Origin of the sequence: Rhizobacter sp. Root1221 (genome assembly GCF_001425785.1) — a bacterium.
Taxonomy (GTDB): Bacteria; Pseudomonadota; Gammaproteobacteria; order Burkholderiales; family Burkholderiaceae_C; genus Rhizobacter.
In genome coordinates, this window is the sequence record NZ_LMDI01000056.1 from 19,645 (window position 1) to 37,771 (window position 18,127).

Here is an 18,127-nt window from a genome sequence, read left to right on the forward strand (position 1 = left end):
GCAGCGTGGGCCTGTCGAACATCACCCACGAGAGGACCACGATGCCCACGCCCAACACCTCCAAGCTGCGCGAAGTCAGTGCCAAGCAGAGTGCGGCCACGCCCGTCGTGCGCGCCATCGACGTGGGCTTCGGCCTCGTCAAGCTGAGCGTGCGCGATGGCGACGGTGTCGCCATCATCAGTTTCCCGTCCATGGCCATCCCGGCGGATGCGAGCGCGGTGCGCACGCTCGGCACCCGCCGGCGCGACACCTTCGACGTGCCGGTCAACGGCGCGCTGTACGAGGTGGGCCGCGACGTGGGCCTGGCCCAGGCCGGCGGCAGCTTCGGCCGCGACGTGACCGACGAGTTCTACCGGGGCACCATCTACGAGGCGCTCACCAAGGGAGCGCTGCGCTACATGGTGGAGGCCGGTGACACCCGCGTCGACGTGCTGGTGCTGGGCCTGCCGGTCAACCAGTACAACGACGCGAAGCGCCGCGACTACCTGCGGGCCCACTACGAAGGTGAAATCGACGTGGGTGACGGCAAGATCGTGTCGGTCGCCAAGGTGGTGGTGCAGGCCCAGCCCATGGGCGGCTATGCCGCGCTCGACGACCACCTCGCCGAACTCAATGCCGTCATCGCCAAGACCGGCGGTGCGCTCCAGCCGCTGGCCAGCGGCGACGTGCTCGACGACCTCTCGGTGCTGATGGTGGACGCGGGCGAACACACGCTCGACTGGCTGCTGATCCAGCAGGGGTCCATCAACCCGCGCGCCAGTGGCGCGGCGTCGGACGCCGGCCGCCACCGGGTGGTGCGCGCGGTGCAGGAATCGCTCGCCGCCGAGATCGGCCGGCCGCTGGGCCCGGCCGTGATGCCACGCATCAACGACGCGCTGCGCAAGCAGGCGCCAGTGAAACTCGCCGGCGTGGCCCACGACCTGGACCGCTATGAACCGGTGATCATGAGTGTCATCGAGGACTCCATCAACCGCATGGTCGACGGCCTGCGCGACGCCCATGAAATCATCGACCTGATGGTGATCGTGGGCGGGCACCCGGAACGCTACCGCGACGTGCTGGCCAAGCGTTTCCCCGCCATCCCGGTGTTTGTCATGCCGGAATCGATGGCCGCCAACGTGCGCGGCTTCCAGATGATCGGCGAGGCCATCGCCGAAGGCTGAAGCCCCGCTGCTGCCGGCCCCGCGCATGGCCACCGTCCGACTGGACATCGAGATCGACAGCGAGGTCTACCCCGAGCTCCACGCGGCGCTCGCGGGGATGCGAAGCGCCCGGACACGAGGCGAGCGCATGCGGCAACTGGCTGCTGCCGGGCTCGTGTGGGAAAACGTGCGCATTCACGGTGCCGCGGCCATCGGCCCCACGCCGGCCGCTCACCAGCGGCCCTCGCCACCCACGCTCGACGACTTCATCGACCTGGCGATCGATGCGGTGCCGGAACCTGCAGCGAACCCCATGTCAGCACCCGAACCCCGCGTGGCCGAACGGCTCGTGGCCCGGCCGCTGCCGGTGCTGATGGACGTGGTCCCCGACGTGGCACCTGAACCCGACCCCACCAGCGCCCCACCCGAGGCCCACGACACCGGCGACCCCCTGGTCCACCACGCGGATGACACCCTGCACCTCGTGTCGCTCGCGCAGAAGCCCGCCTCCCGGTCCCGGCTGATGCGCATGAAGGACAAGGGCCTGTTCAAGAACGGCTGAGCCCGCGGTGGACTTTATTTCTGGTGGCGCTCAATATCTGGCCGCCTGGAACGCCTTCCGGTCACAGGGGTCTTCGCCGCACGCCCGCGCGTGCGGCCTGACCCGGAACAACCTCAGGGACCCCATGAATCCGCCCGCCGCCATACCACCGCCCCGCTTCTCCCGCTACCAGAAGTTCGTGGTGGGGATGCTCGCCTTCCTGCAGTTCGCCGTCATCCTCGACTTCATGCTGATGGCGCCGCTCGGCGCCCTGATCATGCCGGCGCTGTCCATCGACACCCAGCAGTTCGGGTTGATCGTGTCGGCCTACGCGTTCAGCGCCGGTGCGTCCGGCCTGCTCACCGCGGGGTTCGCCGACCGGTTCGACCGCAAGAAGCTGCTGCTGTTCTTCTACACCGGCTTCGTGCTCGGCACGGTCTGGTGCGGCATCGCCAACAGCTTCGAAACCCTGCTGATCGCCCGCATTGTCACCGGGCTGTTCGGCGGTGTCATCGGGTCCGTGGTGCTCGCCATCGCCACCGACCTGTTCCCGCAGCAGATGCGCGGCCGGGTCATGGGGGTGATCCAGACGGCCTTCGCGGCCAGCCAGGTGCTGGGCATCCCGGTGGGCCTGTACCTGTCCAACCACTGGAACTGGCACGTGCCGTTCCTGGCGATGGCCGCCATCGGGGCAGCCGGCGGCGTGGTCGTGGCCTGGGGCATGCGGCCCGTCACCGGCCACCTCGCCCTGCCGCAGGAACGCGGCCCGTGGAAACACCTGCACCACACCCTGGCCGAGCCACGCCACCTGCTGGCGTTTGCCACCACGGCGCTCGTGGCCACCGGCGGTTTCATGCTGATGCCCTTCAGCAGCGCCTACATCGTGGGCAACCTCGGCATCGACCTGCATAGCCTGCCCACGGTCTACCTGGTCACCGGCCTGTGCACCATCCTGTTCGGTCCGCTGATCGGGCGGGCCGCCGACAAGTACGGCAAGTTCCAGGTGTTCGTGGCCGGCTCGGCGCTGTCCATCGTGATGGTGCTGGTCTACACGCACCTGGGGCCGGTCTCCCTGCCCGTGCTGGTGGCCATCAACGCCGTGATGTTCGTCGGGATCTTCTCGCGCATCATTCCCTTCCAGGCCTTGATGGCCTCGGTCCCGTCTCCCGCGCAGCGGGGTTCGTTCAACGCCATCAGCGCCTCGATCCAGCAACTGTCGGGCGGGATCGCCTCCGTCATCGCGGGCCACATCGTCGTGCTCGGGGCCGACGGCAAGCTGCAGCACTTCGACGTGGTCGGCTACGTGGTGGTCGGCGCGCTGGTCACCGCATTGGCCCTGCTGTGGCGGCTCCACCGCACCACGGCGCCCGAAGTGCGGCAGGAGGCCGGCGCCCTGCCCTGACCTCCCGCGCAGCGGTGATAATGCCCACCGCCATGTTGCCGCTGCGCCCCCGCCCATCCCGCATCCCACACCCCCGGGCGTGGCTGTGGGCCATGGTGGCGCTGCTGCTGCTCAAGGCGGCGGTGCCGCTGCTGGCCATCGCCGCGGCGCACGGCCAGGACGTGGCGCTGGTCGAGGTGTGTTCGGTCTACGGCGTGCGAACCGTCCCGGTGGACAGCCCGGCCGAACCCGCGGCCCCGCACGCGGCCGCCGACAGCCATTGCACGCTGGCGTCGCTGCTCGGCCCCTGGGCCCCGGTGCCTGCCGCCGCCCTGCCGCAGCTGCCCACGGCCCAGGCCGCCGCTGCTCCGTTGGTTGCGCCCGGCCACCCGGCCCCGGCCGACGCCAGCCAGCGTTGGCTCACCGCACGCCTGCACGCCCCACCCCACGCGGCCTGATCGCGGGCGCCTGCGGCGCCCGGTCGCCACGCGGCCGTCCTTTCCCCGGACAGGCGCGTTCCCATTCCGGCCGGCCACGCCTCGCGTGCGCACCGGCCCACGATCCGTCCGTCATGACCCACGTCACTCCCCTGGCCGCGGCGCTCGCGTGCGCCGCGCTGTCCCAGGCCGCGCTCGCCCAGGGTGTTGCCACCGACACCGAACTCGCCCCGGTGGTCGTCTCCGGCAGCGCCTCCCGCAACGGCCTGCATCCCAGCAGCCCGAGCGCGATCACCAGCAAGACCGCCGAGCAACTGCGCGAGCAGAACCTCGTGAACCCGGAAGACGCGCTGCAATACGCGCCGAACACGACCATCCGCAAGCGCTACATCGGCGACCGCAACGCGCTGATCGCCGGGCGCAGCTTCGGCACGCTGCAACCGTCGCGCGCCCTCGTGTACCTGGACGGCTACCTGATCAGCAACTTCCTCGGCCGCTTCGACGCGCCGCGGTGGAACATGATCTCGCCCGAGGCCATCGAACGCGTCGACATGCTGTACGGCCCCTACTCCGCGCTGCTGCCCGGCAACTCGATCGGCACCACGGTGGCGGTGACCCAGCGCACCCCGCAGACGCTCGAGTTGTCGGGCCGGCTGATCGCCCACCGGCAGCGGTTCGACCAGTACGGGCAGGACGACCACCACGACGGCGGGCAGCTGTCGCTGCACGCGGGGAACCGGCTCGAATCGGGCCTGTGGTTCACGGCCGACCTGAACCACCAGGACACCACGTCGCAGCCGATGCAGTACCAGACCGCCCCGCTGGGGACGCCCGGGGTGGCATCCGGCGCCACGCAGGTCACCGGCATCACCTACGACACCGACCCGAAGGGCGCGCGCCGTGCCGTGTTCGGCGCCGGAGGCGGGGCCATCGACCACACGCTGCAAGACACCGTGAACCTGCGGTCCGGTTACCGGATCACGCCGGAACTCGAGGCCAGCATGATGGCCTCGTGGTGGCAGAACGACAGCGAGATGCGCAACGAGACCTTCCTGCGCGATGCCTCCGGCGCACGGGTGTGGAAGGGCACCGTGACCGACGGCACCTACTCGTATGTCGTCCCGGACGCCGCCTTTGCCCCCAGCGCACGGCAGGAGTCGCACCAGCAACTCGGCGCCACGCTGAAGACACGCCGCAGCGCCGGCTGGAACAGCTCACTCGTGGTGTCGGACTACCGCATCCTGAAGGACCTGGCCCGCCAGGCCGACTCGCCGGACGCCGGCGCCGGCACCGTGACCAACCGCGACGGCACCGGCTGGCGCACCGCCGAGGTCCAGGGCTCGTGGACCCCCACGCCCGGCGACTGGACCGGTGGCCGCCACACGCTGGCCGCCGGCGTGCACCGCAACGCTTACCGCCTCGACAACACCGTGGCCCAGGCCACCGACTGGCGCGGCACGGCCGACACACCGAACCAACGCTATCGCGGCCGAACCGACATCACCGCGGTGTACGCGCAGGACGCCTGGCGATTCGCCGACGACTGGAAGCTGACCGCCGGCTGGCGCGAGGAATGGTTCCGGGCCCACGGCGGCGAACAATTGCTCGCAGGCACCACCACGTCCTACGACACCCGCCACTTGCGCGGCCACTCGCCGAAGGCCGCCCTCTCGTTCAGCGCGACCGACAACCTGCTGCTGTCGGTGAGCGTGGGCCGGGGCGTGCGCTTCCCGAACGTCGAGGAGTTGTACAACGCGACGACCACTGGCTCTACCGTCACGTCCGCCGACCCCAACCTGAAGGCGGAGACGTCGGACGCCATCGAGCTGAGTGCCGAACGCACCTGGACGACCCAGACCCTGCGGGTTTCGCTGTACCACGACCGCGTCCGCGACGCGATCCTCCGCCAGTCGACCACCGACCCCACCGTGTGCCCGTCCTCCACCACCACCGCCACCACCTACACCTGCGTGCAGAACGTCGACGAGGTGAAGACCACCGGCATCGAGTTCGTGTGGTCGGCGCAGGACCTGCTGGCCAAGGGCGTGGGCCTGGAGGCCAGCGGGGCCTACACGTTCAGCAGCAAGGTGACCGCCAACCAGAACGACCCCGCGATGGTGGGCAAGCGCTGGCTGCGCGTGCCCCGCACACGCGCAGCAGTGCAGGTGACCTGGCGGCCGCTTGACGACTGGATGCTCTCCGGCGGCTACCGCCACCAGGGCCGCGCCTACAACGACCAGTACAACGCGGACGTGAACCCCGACGTGTACGGCGGGGTCTCCCGCGTCAACCAGCTCGACCTGCGCGGTGCCTGGAAGGCCACGCGCGAGCTGGAACTGGCCCTCGGGGTCAACAACGCCACCGACCAGCGCGCGTACCAGTCGCACCCGTACCCGGGCCGCACGCTGTTCGCCGAGCTGCGGTTCACGAACTGACCGGAGCCACGCCAATGACCTCCCCCGCCTTGCACCGCCTGTTCCGCCGCCTGCACTTCTGGGGCGGCCTCGTGGGCGCCCCCATCGTGCTGTTCGCGGCGCTGACCGGGCTGCTGTACGTGTTCACGCCGCAGGTCGAGGCCTGGCGCCACGGCCACCTCGACACCGTGGCCGTGGGCCCGGCCCGGGTGCCGCTCGACCAGCAGGTCGACGCGGCGCTGGCGGCGGCCCCGGACGCGGCGTTGCGCCACGTGGTCCCCGGGTACGCGCCCGGCGACAGCACGCAGGTGTACCTCGCCGCGCCCCACGAACACCACACCGGCGCCTCGCACGACCACGGGCTGCCCACCGGCAGCATCGTCTACGTGGACCCGTACACCGGCCGGGTGCTCGGCCAGTTGCCCGAGATGGCGCGGTTCAAGACCTGGGCCAAGAAGCTGCATTCATCGGCGCTGCAGGGCCAGGGGTGGCGCTGGGTGATGGAACTGGGCGCGAGCTGGATGCTGGTGCTGTTCGTGACCGGGCTTGCCATGTGGTGGCCGCGACCGCAGCGGCACGGCGGGCCCGGCTGGCGCGCGCTCGTGCCGCGCCTCGGCCGGGGCCGGGTCACGTGGCGCGACCTGCACGCCACCGTGGCGATCGTGTGCGGGGTGGTGCTGGCTGTCGTGCTGGTGACCGGCCTCACCTGGTCGCGCCATGCCGGAGAGCGCTTCCGCGTGTTGCAGCAGGCGACCGGCCAGGAAGCCCCTCGCCTGCCGAAAGCGCTGCAATCGGCACCGGGTGACGCCCCGCGCCTCGGCTGGCAAGCGGCCTGGGAACATGCACGGCGGGACGCACCCGACGTGTCGCTGCAGCTCATCGCCCCGTCAACCGCCAACGGCGTGTGGCGTGCCGAGAACTTCGACCGCTCGCAGCCGGACCGCCGCTTCACGATGGCCCTCGACGCCCGCACCGGCCAGACGCTGTTCCATTCGGGCTGGGCGCAGCTGCCGGCGCTCGCGAAGGCCACCGCCGTGGGCATCCCGTTCCACCGGGCCGAGTACGGCGTGTGGAACCAGGTGGTGCTGGCGCTCGTGGCGCTGGCCGCGGTGTTTTCGGCCGTGTCGGGCCTGGTGATGTGGTGGTTGCGGCGCCCGGCAGGTGCACTCGCCGCGCCGCCGCTGTCCCCGGTGGACCTGCGGGGTGTGCCGGCCGGCTGGTGGGCCGCCTTCGCCGCGATGGCAGTGGCGATGCCGGTATTCGGGTGGAGCCTGCTGGTGATGGTGGCCCTGGAGGCCCTGCGCTGGTTCGGCTCACGCCGCCAGCGCCTGGCCTGAACGTTTGACTTGAGCGGACCGCCGCAGGCGGGTCCGCTTGAAGGAAGGGTCAGCCGTCTGTTGCAGTTGCAGGCAATCTCTTGGCAAGGCAAATGGCCTCGGCTCGCCCGACGTACTTGCCGAAGTTTGGGATGCGTGAATAGCCTCGATGCTCATAGAAGGCGACGGCGCGCGCATTGACGATGCGAGTTTCGAGCCAGAGCTCAGAGTAGCCTAGCTTTGCTGCCTCTGATTCCAGATGGGCCAACACAGCGCTGCCGACCCCAACGGTTCCCGGAGCCGCGTACATTCGTTTGACTTCTGCAACGGCCTCGCCCATCGGGCGAAAGGCGCCACACCCGACCGGGATGCCGGATTCAGCACGCGCTACAACGAAGCGTGCACGAGGCCCTTGAACATCGCCGGGATCGAATGACAACCGTCCATCGCTCCCCGTGATCCTGGCCAGGGCATCGGACAAAGCCTCGATAAGGGCCGAGCCATCGGCGGAACTCGGGTCTTCACTCTCGACTGTGTACATGGGTGGATTCGAAACCACGGCAACGTTTGACATGAGCGGCGGCGCCAAAGTGGCGCAGCCGCTTTGGTGACGTCGGCTCGACGGATGGGTTAGGCCGCCTTGTTGGTTGGGGCCTGCTACTGCTCCGTTGGCAACACATAGTTCCGAATGTGATCGGCGTAGATCTGCGGAATTCGCTCGAGAACCAGAGCCTTGCCCAGGATATCCGCCTCTTCCGTCACGCGCGTCAGAAGTTCGGGCGTCACTTGTTCCACCGCTTGCATCGACAACGGCGCATAGCTCAAGTGCCAAGGCTCCGGATACATGCCACCCTTGAAGAACTTGTACGGTCGGAAGAAGCCGTATTTCCCAATGTTGGCATCGAGCCAACAATGCAGCGGATGGAATATGCCGCCGGGCCCGACCTCTTCGGGAAGAAGTTTTGGCTCGTACCCTGGGGGCATCGCGGCGCCATCCACGACATCAATCTCAGTCCCCCATTGGTGGCGGCTTCCACCAGGAAGGGCCGACCAGTTCAGAATGCAATCGACGACTTCGGACGGCGACAGCTTCGAGTGGTCTCGGACATTGCCGTCCATGTCGTACAGAGGTTTCTTGCCGCTGAACTTGCCATTCCAGATGCGCAGCTGAGTTCGATAGTCCCTGAACGTGCTGTACGGGATGAGATCGAAACCCGCTCGAATGGCGTCTGCGCGCATTGCAAGGAAAGCCTCACCCGCCGCTTGCTGTGCGGCGAACCGAGGCTCGGTGAACTGGGACACGTGCGTCCTGGCCCTGCCGGTGATTTCGGATTCGTTGAGCATCTCTGTGTGCAGCGACTGTTTTCAGTTCAGCCTAACGTTTGATATGAGCGGCGGCACAAAGCCGAAGGCTTTGGGACGTCCGCTCGATGGATGGGTTAGGCAACCCTGCGTGCCCGAACTTGGCGAGCAATGAAGCTTCCGGCCGCTGCACAAACGACTGCAAGAACGACCACCGAACTTGCTGCGCCAAACCACTTCGCAAGAGACAGTTCACCGCTAGCAAGTCGACCAGGCCCTATTGCCCACGAGACGGTCCAACCAATGGTTGCATCGACCAAACCCGCGGCGACGCCGACGAGAATAGTCGGCCGGAATCCAACGGCACTGGCTGCGAGGAAGCCAGCGCCGGCGTAGATGATCGCTGAACCAATTCCAGCGTAAGCGTATGAAAAACCTAGGATCAATGACGCAAGCGAAGCCACAACGTCATAAGCAATAACGACCAGCGCCGTGATCCATAGAAGTTTACTGAAGCTCATGTTTCCTCTGTGTAGCTAACTGAGCGTCGCCGGAGCGGCACAGCCGCCTTGGTGACGCACGATCGATGGACGGGCGATGCTGCGGGCCAAGCACGTCAATGACGTCGTCGATGATCGCGCTCGTGACCTTAGGGTGCTGACGGAAGCGAAGCCAAAGAGACAGCACCAAGAACGCGAAAACGGCCACGAGGAAACTTGCTCCTTTCAAAGTACTCAGCAGCGGTGAGAGCCAAACAAGACCGTAGCCTGCGATACCTGGCCCGCCTGGCCCGTTCCGGTGACCTCACCACCGTGCGGGTTCCCGACGGTGCCGACGAAGCCATGCGTGACCTCGTGCGTGCCCGTGAGGCCGCCGTGCGCGAGCAGCGCAACGTACGCCACCGCCTCAAGGCCCTGATGCCGCGCAACGGCGTGACCTATGCCGGCCGCGCCACCTGGACCGCGGCCCATCTGCGCTGGCTGCCTACTCACTCTTGTGTTGCGTCGCTGGATTTTGCAGTCGCTCGGCTCGACCGAAGGAGCGACAGGTTCGCGACGCATACAAAAAGCAAGGCGGCCACCCAAAGACGCCCGCCCATGGCCAGCCCAAGTGCAGCTCCGGGCGCCCCAGCAACGAACCCGCATCCAGTCGCCTCGGCAACAAGCGCCCCGATGGCGAGCGCCGCCGTCGCGGCAACGAATCTTGGCCGAAACCGCGGCACCGGTTTGACGCACGCAAACAAGAGGACCGCAAACCCGATGTTGCCAAACCAACGAGGATCGAAAGCAAGTAGCCCCATCGATCCGATCGCGAGAACCTCTATGCCCAGAAAGCTCCTGGTGTGTGCGCAGCTGAACGCAGGCAACGAAAGACTCGCGGCATACAGCAATGCTGAGGCCCCAGAAAGTAACAGCGTCAATGGTGCTCGCATGTGCGCCTGGACAAGATGGCTTCGCGAAGCGGTTGGCAATACGTCCGATCGACGGACGGGTTAGGCGTCATCGCCTTTTGCCAAGGGGAAGAGCTTGAAAAGAAAGGCAGCATTGGACCACTCTGGATCGTCATCCATCTCGTAGTTCCACTTCCGCGGCCACAGCTTGCCATGCAGCAATTTCTGTAGAGCGGCGTGCGCAATCTCTGGGTCATATACCTGAAACAGGACTTCACGCGTCGCATCCCATGCACTTGTAGCCAGGATCACCGCGTTGTTGGAGTCGTGCTCCGTTCGTCCACCAAGCACGACGTCCTCAATCTCATCTCCGATCATGTAGAGGACGTCCATCTCATCCTTCGACGGAAGACGATTTTCAGCCACGTCGACGGCGGCAATGGTCACGCATAGATGCCAGCGGAAGATTCGGATATCGCGGAACGACAACAGTGCATCGTTGACCGACACAACCTCTGGCAGGCCCGACCGACTCGTTCGGAATACCGTGAAATGCGCTTCTGGAACAACCACGCGAATATTCGATTCCGCCATACGACGCCTAACGTGGTGGGCGAGGCCCAACACCGCCTCAGACGCGCAAGGCCGCCGTCACCACGATCTCGATGCGCCACGCGGGGTTGGCCAGGCGGGCTTGCACGGTGGCACGCGGGGGCGCATCGCCCGGTGGCACCCAGTCGTCCCATACCTCGTTCATGCCGTCGAAGTCGGCGAGGTCGGCCAGGAAGATCTGGGCCATCAGGATGTGGGCGTTGTCGGTATGGGCCTCGGCAAGCAGCCGGTCGACATGGGCCAGCACCTGGCGGGTCTGGCCGCGGATGTCGAGCGTGCCGTCGTCGGGCACCTGCCCCGCGAGGTAGACGGTGCCGTGGAAGACCGCCATCTCGGAGAGGCGGTCACCCACGTGGAAACGGCGCACGGGGTTGGTCATCAGGGGTGTCCTTTTTTCGGGGCAGCGGCCGGAGCCGCCGGGGCCTTCTGGCCGAGCTTGCTTTCGGTGCCGGCCATCAGCTTGCGGATGTTGGGTCCGTGGCGCCAGACCAGCAGCCCGCCCATCACGGCCACGGCCAGCGCCGTGGGGCCCGCGCCCCAGATCAGCAACTGGTAGAACGGCGCAAAGAAGCCGGCCACGATGGCGGCCAGCGACGAATACCGGAAGAACACCGCGATCACGACCCAGGTGGCCAGCGTGGCCAGGCCCAGCCAGGGGTTCAGCGCCAGCAGCACGCCGGCCGCGGTGGCGACACCCTTGCCACCGTGGAAGCGGAAGAACACCGGCCACAGGTGGCCGAGGAACGCCGCGAGGCCCACGAGGGCCATCGTGCCTTCACCGAGCCCGAGAGGTCCGCCGAAACGCTCCACCAGGAACACGGGAAGCCAGCCCTTCAGGGCATCGAACAGCAGCGTCAGCACCGCAGCGAGCTTGTTGCCCGACCGCAGCACGTTGGTGGCGCCGGGGTTGCCCGAACCGTAGCTGCGGGGGTCGCTGAGCCCCATCACCCGGCTGACGATGACCGCAAACGACAGGGAGCCGATCAGGTAGGCCGCGACGGCAGCGGCAAAAACGGTGAGAGTCTCCATGGGGCTCGATGAATGGCGAAGGCCGTCATTCTGCACCGGCGCACTGCACCGGTCTGGCGCCGAGCCGTTCCACCAGCACGCGGGGGTCGATTCCAACCAGGTATCCGCGCCGTCCGCCGTTGATCAGGATGGTGGCGATGTCCAGCACGGTGGCCTCCACGTACACCGGCATGGCCTTGCGCGTGCCGAACGGCGACGTGCCCCCCACCAGGAACCCGCTGTGCCGCTGGGCCACCTCGGGCTTGCACGGCGCCACCTTCTTGGCACCGATCTGCCGGGCGAGGTTCTTCAGGCTCACCTGGCGGTCGCCGTGCATCAGCACGATGAGCGGCTTGGCCGCCTCGTCTTCCATCACCAGCGTCTTGACCACGGCATGTTCGTCCACGCCGAGCTGGCGGGCCGATTCGGTGGTGCCGCCGTGGTCGACGTACTCGTACAGGTGCTCGGTGAACGGCACCTTCTCGCGCTTGAGCCACTGCGTGGCCGGGGTTTCGGAGGCGTGGTCCTTGCGTGCCATCGTGTCGGTGGGGGCGGTGGGTCCCCGGCGTTCGCCGGGATGACAAGCGGTTATTGGGCAGGGTCGCGGTATTGCCAGCGCAAGGTGTCGATCTCGGCGAGCAACTCGGGCGACAGCTTCGTGCCCCAGGCATCGATGTTGGCATCAAGCTGCTCGGGTTTCGTCACCCCGATGATGGTGCTCGCCACGCGCCAGGACGTGTAGCAGAACGCGAGCGCCATCTGCGCAGGGGTGAGGCCGTGGCGGCGTGCCAGCGCGTTGTAGTGGCGCGCGGCGTCGAGCGCCTCCGTGCGGGCCCAGCGTTGCTGCTTCATCGAGTCGAACATCGCGAGGCGGCCGGGTTTGTCGTCCGAGTTCAGGCCCACGTCGTCGTACTTGCCGGTGAGCGCACCGAAACCGAGCGGTGAGTAGGCGAGCAGCGAGACCCCCAGGCGGTACAAGGTCTCGTCGAGCCCGTTGTCGAGCGCGCGGCTGTTGAGCGCATAGGGATTCTGCACGGTGGCCACACGCGGCAACCCGTGCTGCTCCGCGAGCCGCACGAACTCGTGCACGCCCCACGGGCTTTCGTTCGACAGGCCCACGTAGCGCACCTTGCCGGCCTTGACGAGGCCCGCGAGGGCGTCGAGCTGCTCGTGGATGGACGTGTAGGCGCCGTCACGCGACGGGTCGAAGTACAGGCTGCCGAACGTGGGCACGTTGCGGTTGGGCCAGTGGATCTGGTACAGGTCGATGCGGTCGGTCTGCAGGCGGCGCAGGCTGTCGTCGCAGGCCTGGTGGATGTCGGCCGGCAGCAGGTTGCGTGCGCCGTTGCGGATCCACGGCATGCCGCGCGCAGGGCCGGCCACCTTCGTGGCGAGCACCACCTTGTCGCGGGCGCCGGGGCGGCTGGCAAACCAGGTGCCGAGGATGTGCTCGGTGGCGCCATAGGTTTCGGCGCGGGCCGGCACCGAGTACATCTCGGCGGTGTCGATGAAGTTGATGCCGCGCCCGAGCGACTGGTCGAGCAGGTCGTGGGCGGCGGCTTCGCCGACCTGCTGGCCGAACGTCATGGTGCCGAGACAGATCGGCGTGACACGGAGGTCGCTCTGGCCGAGCGAAACGAGGGGCAAGGAGGTGCTCATCCCCCGAGTTTAGGGTCTACCCGCACAAGCTGCTGGCGGGCCATCATCCATCATGCAAACGCCCGGTGACAAGACCGACCCGCGCCGTCGATCGCGCCAGGCAACACCTCCGGGGAGGCGACATGGCATTCGGCAGCATGCAACATCCAGAGACCCGCCCGGCCCCACCCGACCCCGCATCGGCTCTCACCGCCCTGGTGGAGGATGCCATCCCGTTGCTGCAGGTGGCCGCGGCGCCGAGCCATGTCCTGTGGGTCGTGGAACTGGCCCCCACCGAACACGTCGCCTACGTGAGCCCGTCGTTCGAGCGCATGTGGGGCCGCCCGGTCCGCGCGCTGTACGCCGACTGCAGCGAGTGGATCCGCGGCGTCCACCCCGACGACCGCACCCGGGTCAGGGCCGCCTTTGAACACTGGTCCGCCGACCCGACCCGGCGCCGCTACGACGTCGAGTTCCGCGTGGTGCGTCCCGACGGCCGCGAGCACTGGATCCACGACACCGGCCACGCGGTGCTTTCACCCGAAGGCGAACTGCAACGCCTGACGGGCATTGCCGAAGACATCACCGAGCGCCACCAGCTGGAGGACACGCTGCGCGACAGGCAACGCTACTTCCGCAACATGGCGGAAACGCTGTCGCAGCTGGTGTGGGCCACGCGGCCCGACGGTTACACGGAATACCTGAGCCCGCAGTGGGTGCGGTACACCGGCGTGCCCGCGGAGGATCAGCTCGGCGACGGCTGGCTGATGCAGATCCACCCGGACGACCGCCCCGCCGTGGCCCGTGCCTGGCAGATGGCCGTGCGCACCGGCACCCCGTATGCCGTCGAGATGCGCATCCGCCGCCATGACGGCGCCGACCGCTGGTTCATGGCCCGCGGCCGCCCGCTGCGCACGGCCAATGGCGAGATCCGGCACTGGTTCGGCACCAGCACCGACATCGACGACCTCAAGCGCGCCAACGACGAACTGGCGCGCCAGCGCGACCGGGTGGCCATCATCGCGGCCACGTCGCCGAGCGTCGTGCATTCGCTGCACCTGCACCGCGACGGCCGCTACACGGTGCCGTTCGGTGCACAGCGCATGGCCGACCTGTATGGCGTGCGCGTCGACCTGCTGGAGACCGACTGCCGGGAAGCCATGGCCGACCGCATCCACCCGGAAGACGCCCTCGGCATGAGCGAGAGCATCGCGGAATCCGCCACCCGGCTGACACCGTGGCGCCGCGAGTTCCGCGTGCGCCACCCGGAGCACGGCGACGTCTGGGTAGAGGCCCATTCCATGCCGGTGCGTGAACCCGACGGCAGCACGGTCTGGCACGGCACGCTCACCGACGTGACCGAGCGCCACCGTTCGGAAGCGCGGATGCTCGCGTTGAACGCCGATCTCGAATCCCGCGTGGAGGCCCGCACGTCCGAACTGCAGACGGCCGTCCGCGACCTCGAGGCGTTCAGCTACTCGGTTTCCCACGACCTGCGCGCGCCGCTGCGGGCCATCGACGGGTTCTCGAAGGTGGTGGCCCAGGAATTCGGCGGCCAGTTGCCCGAGGCAGGCCGGCGCTACCTGAACATCATCCGCGACAGCGCCCGGAAGATGGGCCAGCTGATCGACGACCTGCTGGCGTTTGCCCGGCTCGGCCGCCAGGCGCTCACCCGCCACCCGGTGGACACCGCACTGCTGGTGCGCGAAGCGCTGAACACGCTCAGCCCGATGCAGCAGGGCCGCGACATCGACATCCGCGTGGGCGTGCTGCCCCGCAGCGACTGTGATCCCGCCATGCTCCGCCAGGTGTGGATCAACCTGCTGTCGAACGCCCTCAAGTACACCCGCCAATGCCCGTCCGCCCGCGTGGAGGTGGGGTTCGATGGCACCGAGTTCTACGTGCGTGACAACGGCGCCGGCTTCGACATGAAGTACGCCCACAAGTTGTTCCACGTGTTCGAGCGCCTGCACCGCGCCGAGGAGTTCGAGGGCACCGGCGTGGGCCTGGCCATCGTGCAACGCATCCTCGAGCGACACGGCGGTGCCATCCGGGCGGAATCGGTGCCGGGTGAAGGCACCACGTTCAGCTTCCACCTGGGTGTGACGGAGACGGTGTCGTGAGCCACCATCCCACCGCCGAGATCCTCGTGGCGGAAATCAGCCCGCGACGGCTGGCGGCTGACCGGCAAGCGTGAGCAGCGCGTCACCGGTGGCGCGGCACAGGCGCCAGTCGGGCATCACGGAGGCGCCCATCTTCCGGTAGAAGCCGATGGCGTTTTCGTTCCAGTCGAGCACGCACCATTCGAAGCGGCCGTAGTTGCGGTCCACCGTGAGCTTGGCGAGGCGCGTCAGCATGGCTTCGCCGATGCCCTGGCCACGCGCGGCCGGCTTCACGTACAGGTCTTCCAGGTACAAACCGGGCTGGGCCAGGAACGTGGAGAAGTTGGTGAAGTACAGCGCAAACGCCACCACCTCGCCGCCCGCTTCGGCCACCAGCGCCTCGGCCACCGGCTTTTCGCCGAAGAGGTGCGGGCGGAGCTTCTCCGGGGTGACCTGCAGCAGGTGCGTGAGCTTCTCGAATTCGGCCAGTTCGCGGATCAGGCCCACCATGGGCGCGACGTCACGGAGTTCGGCGGGTCGGATCGAGAAATTTGGGACGTTGCTCATGATCGGGCGGGCATGGGGGTCGAAGGTTGTCACCGGACGGACAACGCCGCTTGGTGCACCGCAATATCATCTCATGCATGACCCCGTCCGCACCGTATGCTGTACGCCGTGAAAGTCACAGCGAGTTCCTGAACCTGCGCGGATTGCGCTACCACGTGCGCCAATGGGGCGACGCCACCCTCGTCACCCCCGACCGACCGCCGCTCGTGCTGCTGCACGGCTGGATGGACGTGGGGGCGTCGTTCCAGTTCGCGGTGGACGAACTGGCCGCGCTCGAAGGCCCCGACCGCTGGGTCATCGCCCCCGACTGGCGCGGGTTCGGGCTCACCGAATCCCCCTTCGCCGACAGCTACTGGTTCCCCGACTACCTGGGCGACCTGGACGCCCTGCTCGACACCCTCCTCGCCACCGCCCCGGCCCACCAGCAGGTCGACCTGCTGGGGCACAGCATGGGCGGCAACGTCGTGATGCTGTATGCGGGTGCCCGGCCCGCGCGCATCCGCCGGCTGGTCAACCTCGAGGGGTTCGGCCAGCCCGCATCCCGCCCCGAGGAGGCCCCGGCCCGCTACACCCGGTGGCTGGACGAACTGAAGGAACCCACCGACCTGATCGGCTACCCCGATGCCACGGGCGTGGCCCGGCGCCTGAGCAAGAACAACCCGCTGCTGCCGGCCGACCGGGCGGCATGGCTGGCCGAACACTGGGCCCGCCCCGACGCAGCCGGCCGCTGGCGCATCCTCGGTGACCCGGCCCACAAGCGCGTGAACCCGTACCTGTACCGCAAGGATGAGGCGCTCGCCTGCTGGGCCGCCATCGAGGCGCCGCTGCTGTGGATGGAGGGGGACCAGACCGACACCGGCCGCTGGTGGGGCGACCGCTACTCGAAGGCCGAGTTCCACGACCGGCTGAAGGCGGTGCGGCAGGTGGCCACCCACGTGCTGTCCCCCGCCGGCCACATGCTGCACCATGACCAGCCGCGGGCGCTGGCGGAACGCCTCAAGGCCTTCCTTGACGAGTGACCGGGCCCGCACGTGTCAAAATTGCGGGCTTGGCAACAGAGAACCACAGGAATCGCATCATGGACGTCGAACACATCAATGCCATCGGCAACACCCTCGCCGACCTGACCCGTCGCACGGTCGATCTTCGGGGGTATCTTTGACTACGATCGCAAAGCCCTTCGGCTGAACGAAGTCAACGCGGCGCTCGAGAACCCCAAAGTCTGGGACGAGCCCAAGCGCGCCCAGGAACTGGGCAAGGAAAAGCGCACCCTCGACATCGTTGTCGAAACCATCGATCACCTCACCAGCAACCTCGCCGACAACTCCGAGTTGTACGAGATGTCGAAGGAAGAAGGTGACGTGGACGGCCTCACCGCGATCGAAGCCGACGCGGCCAAGCTCTCCGCCATCGTCGAGGGCCTCGAATTCCGCCGGATGTTCAACAACCCGGCCGATCCGAGCAACTGCTTCATCGACATCCAGGCCGGCGCCGGCGGCACCGAAGCCTGCGACTGGGCCAGCATGCTGCTGCGCCAGTACCTGAAGTACTGCGAGCGCAAGGGCTTCAAGACCGAGGTGATGGAAGTCAGCGACGGCGACGTGGCCGGCATCAAGAGCGCCACCATCAAGGTGGAGGGCGACTACGCATTCGGCCTGCTGCGCACGGAAACCGGCGTGCACCGCCTCGTGCGCAAGAGCCCGTTCGACAGCTCGGGTGGCCGCCACACCAGCTTCGCGAGCCTGTTCGTCTACCCCGAGGTCGATGAATCCTTCGAGATCAACATCAACCCGGCCGATGTGCGCACCGACACCTACCGCGCGAGCGGCGCTGGTGGCCAGCACATCAACAAGACCGACTCCGCCGTGCGGCTCACGCACATCCCCACCGGCATCGTCGTGCAGTGCCAGAACGACCGCTCGCAGCACCGCAACCGCGACGAGGCATGGCAAATGCTTCGTTCCCGGATGTACGAGCACGAGATGCGCATCCGCATGGCCGAGCAGCAGAAGCTGGAAGACACGAAGACCGACGTGGGCTGGGGCCACCAGATCCGCTCGTACGTGCTCGACCAGAGCCGCATCAAGGACCTGCGTACCAACGTCGAGATCTCGAACACCCAGAAGGTGTTGGACGGTGACCTCGACACGCTGATCGAAGCCAGCCTGAAAATGGGCGTGGCCTGATGCTGTGGCGCCACCCCACCCGTGTCATCCCGGCGAAAGCCGGGACCCACCGGTGGGGACTGGCGCATGGCCCGCTGTGGGTCCCGGCTTT

18 protein-coding genes are annotated in these 18,127 nt (G+C 67.7%); 9 read left to right on the forward strand and 9 right to left on the reverse strand.

Annotation, left to right across the window (positions count from 1 at the left end):
• Window positions 1-41: 41 nt before the first annotated feature.
• The 6 genes from ASC87_RS26145 to ASC87_RS26170 all read left to right on the forward strand — a co-directional run bounded on the left by ASC87_RS26145 (window position 42) and on the right by ASC87_RS26170 (window position 7,252).
• Window positions 42-1,163: a ParM/StbA family protein gene (locus ASC87_RS26145; protein WP_157604376.1), complete on the forward strand. Its 1,122-nt coding sequence runs from the start codon at window positions 42-44 to the stop codon at window positions 1,161-1,163.
• A gap of 25 nt (window positions 1,164-1,188) precedes the next feature.
• Entirely contained in the window at window positions 1,189-1,704 is a 516-nt protein-coding gene (locus ASC87_RS26150; protein WP_056669905.1) for a hypothetical protein, read from the forward strand.
• 124 nt (window positions 1,705-1,828) lie between these two features.
• A complete protein-coding gene (locus tag ASC87_RS26155) occupies window positions 1,829-3,085 on the forward strand; it encodes an MFS transporter (protein WP_157604377.1) in 1,257 nt (418 codons plus the stop codon).
• 20 nt (window positions 3,086-3,105) lie between these two features.
• Window positions 3,106-3,522: a hypothetical protein gene (locus tag ASC87_RS26160; RefSeq protein WP_056669908.1), complete on the forward strand. Its 417-nt coding sequence runs from the start codon at window positions 3,106-3,108 to the stop codon at window positions 3,520-3,522.
• Between the two features lie 113 nt (window positions 3,523-3,635).
• On the forward strand, window positions 3,636-5,936 hold the full coding sequence (locus ASC87_RS26165; RefSeq protein WP_056669911.1) for a TonB-dependent receptor: 2,301 nt from the start codon (window positions 3,636-3,638) through the stop codon (window positions 5,934-5,936).
• Window positions 5,937-5,950: 14 nt separating this feature from the next.
• Window positions 5,951-7,252, forward strand: coding sequence for a PepSY domain-containing protein (locus ASC87_RS26170; protein WP_056669915.1), 1,302 nt, complete (start codon window positions 5,951-5,953; stop codon window positions 7,250-7,252).
• A gap of 49 nt (window positions 7,253-7,301) precedes the next feature.
• On the opposite strand, the gene ASC87_RS31280 is transcribed toward ASC87_RS26170, so the two are convergent.
• The 8 genes from ASC87_RS31280 to ASC87_RS26210 all read right to left on the reverse strand — a co-directional run bounded on the left by ASC87_RS31280 (window position 7,302) and on the right by ASC87_RS26210 (window position 13,202).
• Window positions 7,302-7,772: a GNAT family N-acetyltransferase gene (locus tag ASC87_RS31280; RefSeq protein WP_082568964.1), complete on the reverse strand. Its 471-nt coding sequence runs from the start codon at window positions 7,770-7,772 to the stop codon at window positions 7,302-7,304.
• Window positions 7,773-7,888: 116 nt separating this feature from the next.
• Window positions 7,889-8,575, reverse strand: a complete 687-nt coding sequence (locus ASC87_RS26175) for a M15 family metallopeptidase (RefSeq protein ID WP_082568965.1) — start codon at window positions 8,573-8,575, stop codon at window positions 7,889-7,891.
• Between the two features lie 95 nt (window positions 8,576-8,670).
• A complete protein-coding gene (locus ASC87_RS32245; RefSeq protein ID WP_157604379.1) occupies window positions 8,671-9,054 on the reverse strand; it encodes a hypothetical protein in 384 nt (127 codons plus the stop codon).
• Between the two features lie 971 nt (window positions 9,055-10,025).
• On the reverse strand, window positions 10,026-10,496 hold the full coding sequence (locus ASC87_RS26190) for a DUF695 domain-containing protein (protein WP_235582303.1): 471 nt from the start codon (window positions 10,494-10,496) through the stop codon (window positions 10,026-10,028).
• A 58-nt stretch (window positions 10,497-10,554) separates the two neighbouring features.
• The gene (locus ASC87_RS26195; protein WP_056669933.1) at window positions 10,555-10,914 is read right to left on the reverse strand and encodes a RidA family protein; all 360 of its coding nucleotides are present in this window, start codon (window positions 10,912-10,914) and stop codon (window positions 10,555-10,557) included.
• Window positions 10,914-11,564, reverse strand: a complete 651-nt coding sequence (gene plsY / locus ASC87_RS26200; protein WP_056669936.1) for a glycerol-3-phosphate 1-O-acyltransferase PlsY — start codon at window positions 11,562-11,564, stop codon at window positions 10,914-10,916. The genes ASC87_RS26195 and plsY overlap by 1 nt, the downstream gene beginning before the upstream one ends.
• 25 nt (window positions 11,565-11,589) lie before the next feature.
• The gene (gene ybaK / locus ASC87_RS26205; RefSeq protein WP_056669939.1) at window positions 11,590-12,081 is read right to left on the reverse strand and encodes a Cys-tRNA(Pro) deacylase; all 492 of its coding nucleotides are present in this window, start codon (window positions 12,079-12,081) and stop codon (window positions 11,590-11,592) included.
• Window positions 12,082-12,131: 50 nt separating this feature from the next.
• Window positions 12,132-13,202 carry an aldo/keto reductase gene (locus tag ASC87_RS26210; protein WP_056669942.1) on the reverse strand — a complete coding sequence of 357 codons (1,071 nt, stop codon included), beginning with the start codon at window positions 13,200-13,202 and terminating at the stop codon, window positions 12,132-12,134.
• 137 nt (window positions 13,203-13,339) lie between these two features.
• Between ASC87_RS26210 and ASC87_RS26215 the strand changes: the two genes are divergently transcribed.
• A complete protein-coding gene (locus tag ASC87_RS26215; protein ID WP_235582304.1) occupies window positions 13,340-15,304 on the forward strand; it encodes a PAS domain-containing sensor histidine kinase in 1,965 nt (654 codons plus the stop codon).
• A 36-nt stretch (window positions 15,305-15,340) separates the two neighbouring features.
• On the opposite strand, the gene ASC87_RS26220 is transcribed toward ASC87_RS26215, so the two are convergent.
• Complete coding sequence (locus ASC87_RS26220) at window positions 15,341-15,850, reverse strand: GNAT family N-acetyltransferase (RefSeq protein ID WP_056670480.1); 510 nt, start codon at window positions 15,848-15,850, stop codon at window positions 15,341-15,343.
• 77 nt (window positions 15,851-15,927) lie between these two features.
• Between ASC87_RS26220 and ASC87_RS26225 the strand changes: the two genes are divergently transcribed.
• Together ASC87_RS26225 and prfB are read left to right on the forward strand one after the other, a co-directional pair.
• Window positions 15,928-16,869: an alpha/beta fold hydrolase gene (locus tag ASC87_RS26225; RefSeq protein ID WP_056669947.1), complete on the forward strand. Its 942-nt coding sequence runs from the start codon at window positions 15,928-15,930 to the stop codon at window positions 16,867-16,869.
• Window positions 16,870-16,928: 59 nt separating this feature from the next.
• A protein-coding gene (gene prfB / locus ASC87_RS26230) for a peptide chain release factor 2 (protein WP_157604381.1) occupies window positions 16,929-18,036 on the forward strand; the annotation gives its coding sequence in 2 pieces (ribosomal slippage) (window positions 16,929-17,009 and window positions 17,011-18,036; 1,107 coding nt in all).
• The last annotated feature ends 91 nt before the right edge of the window (window positions 18,037-18,127 follow it).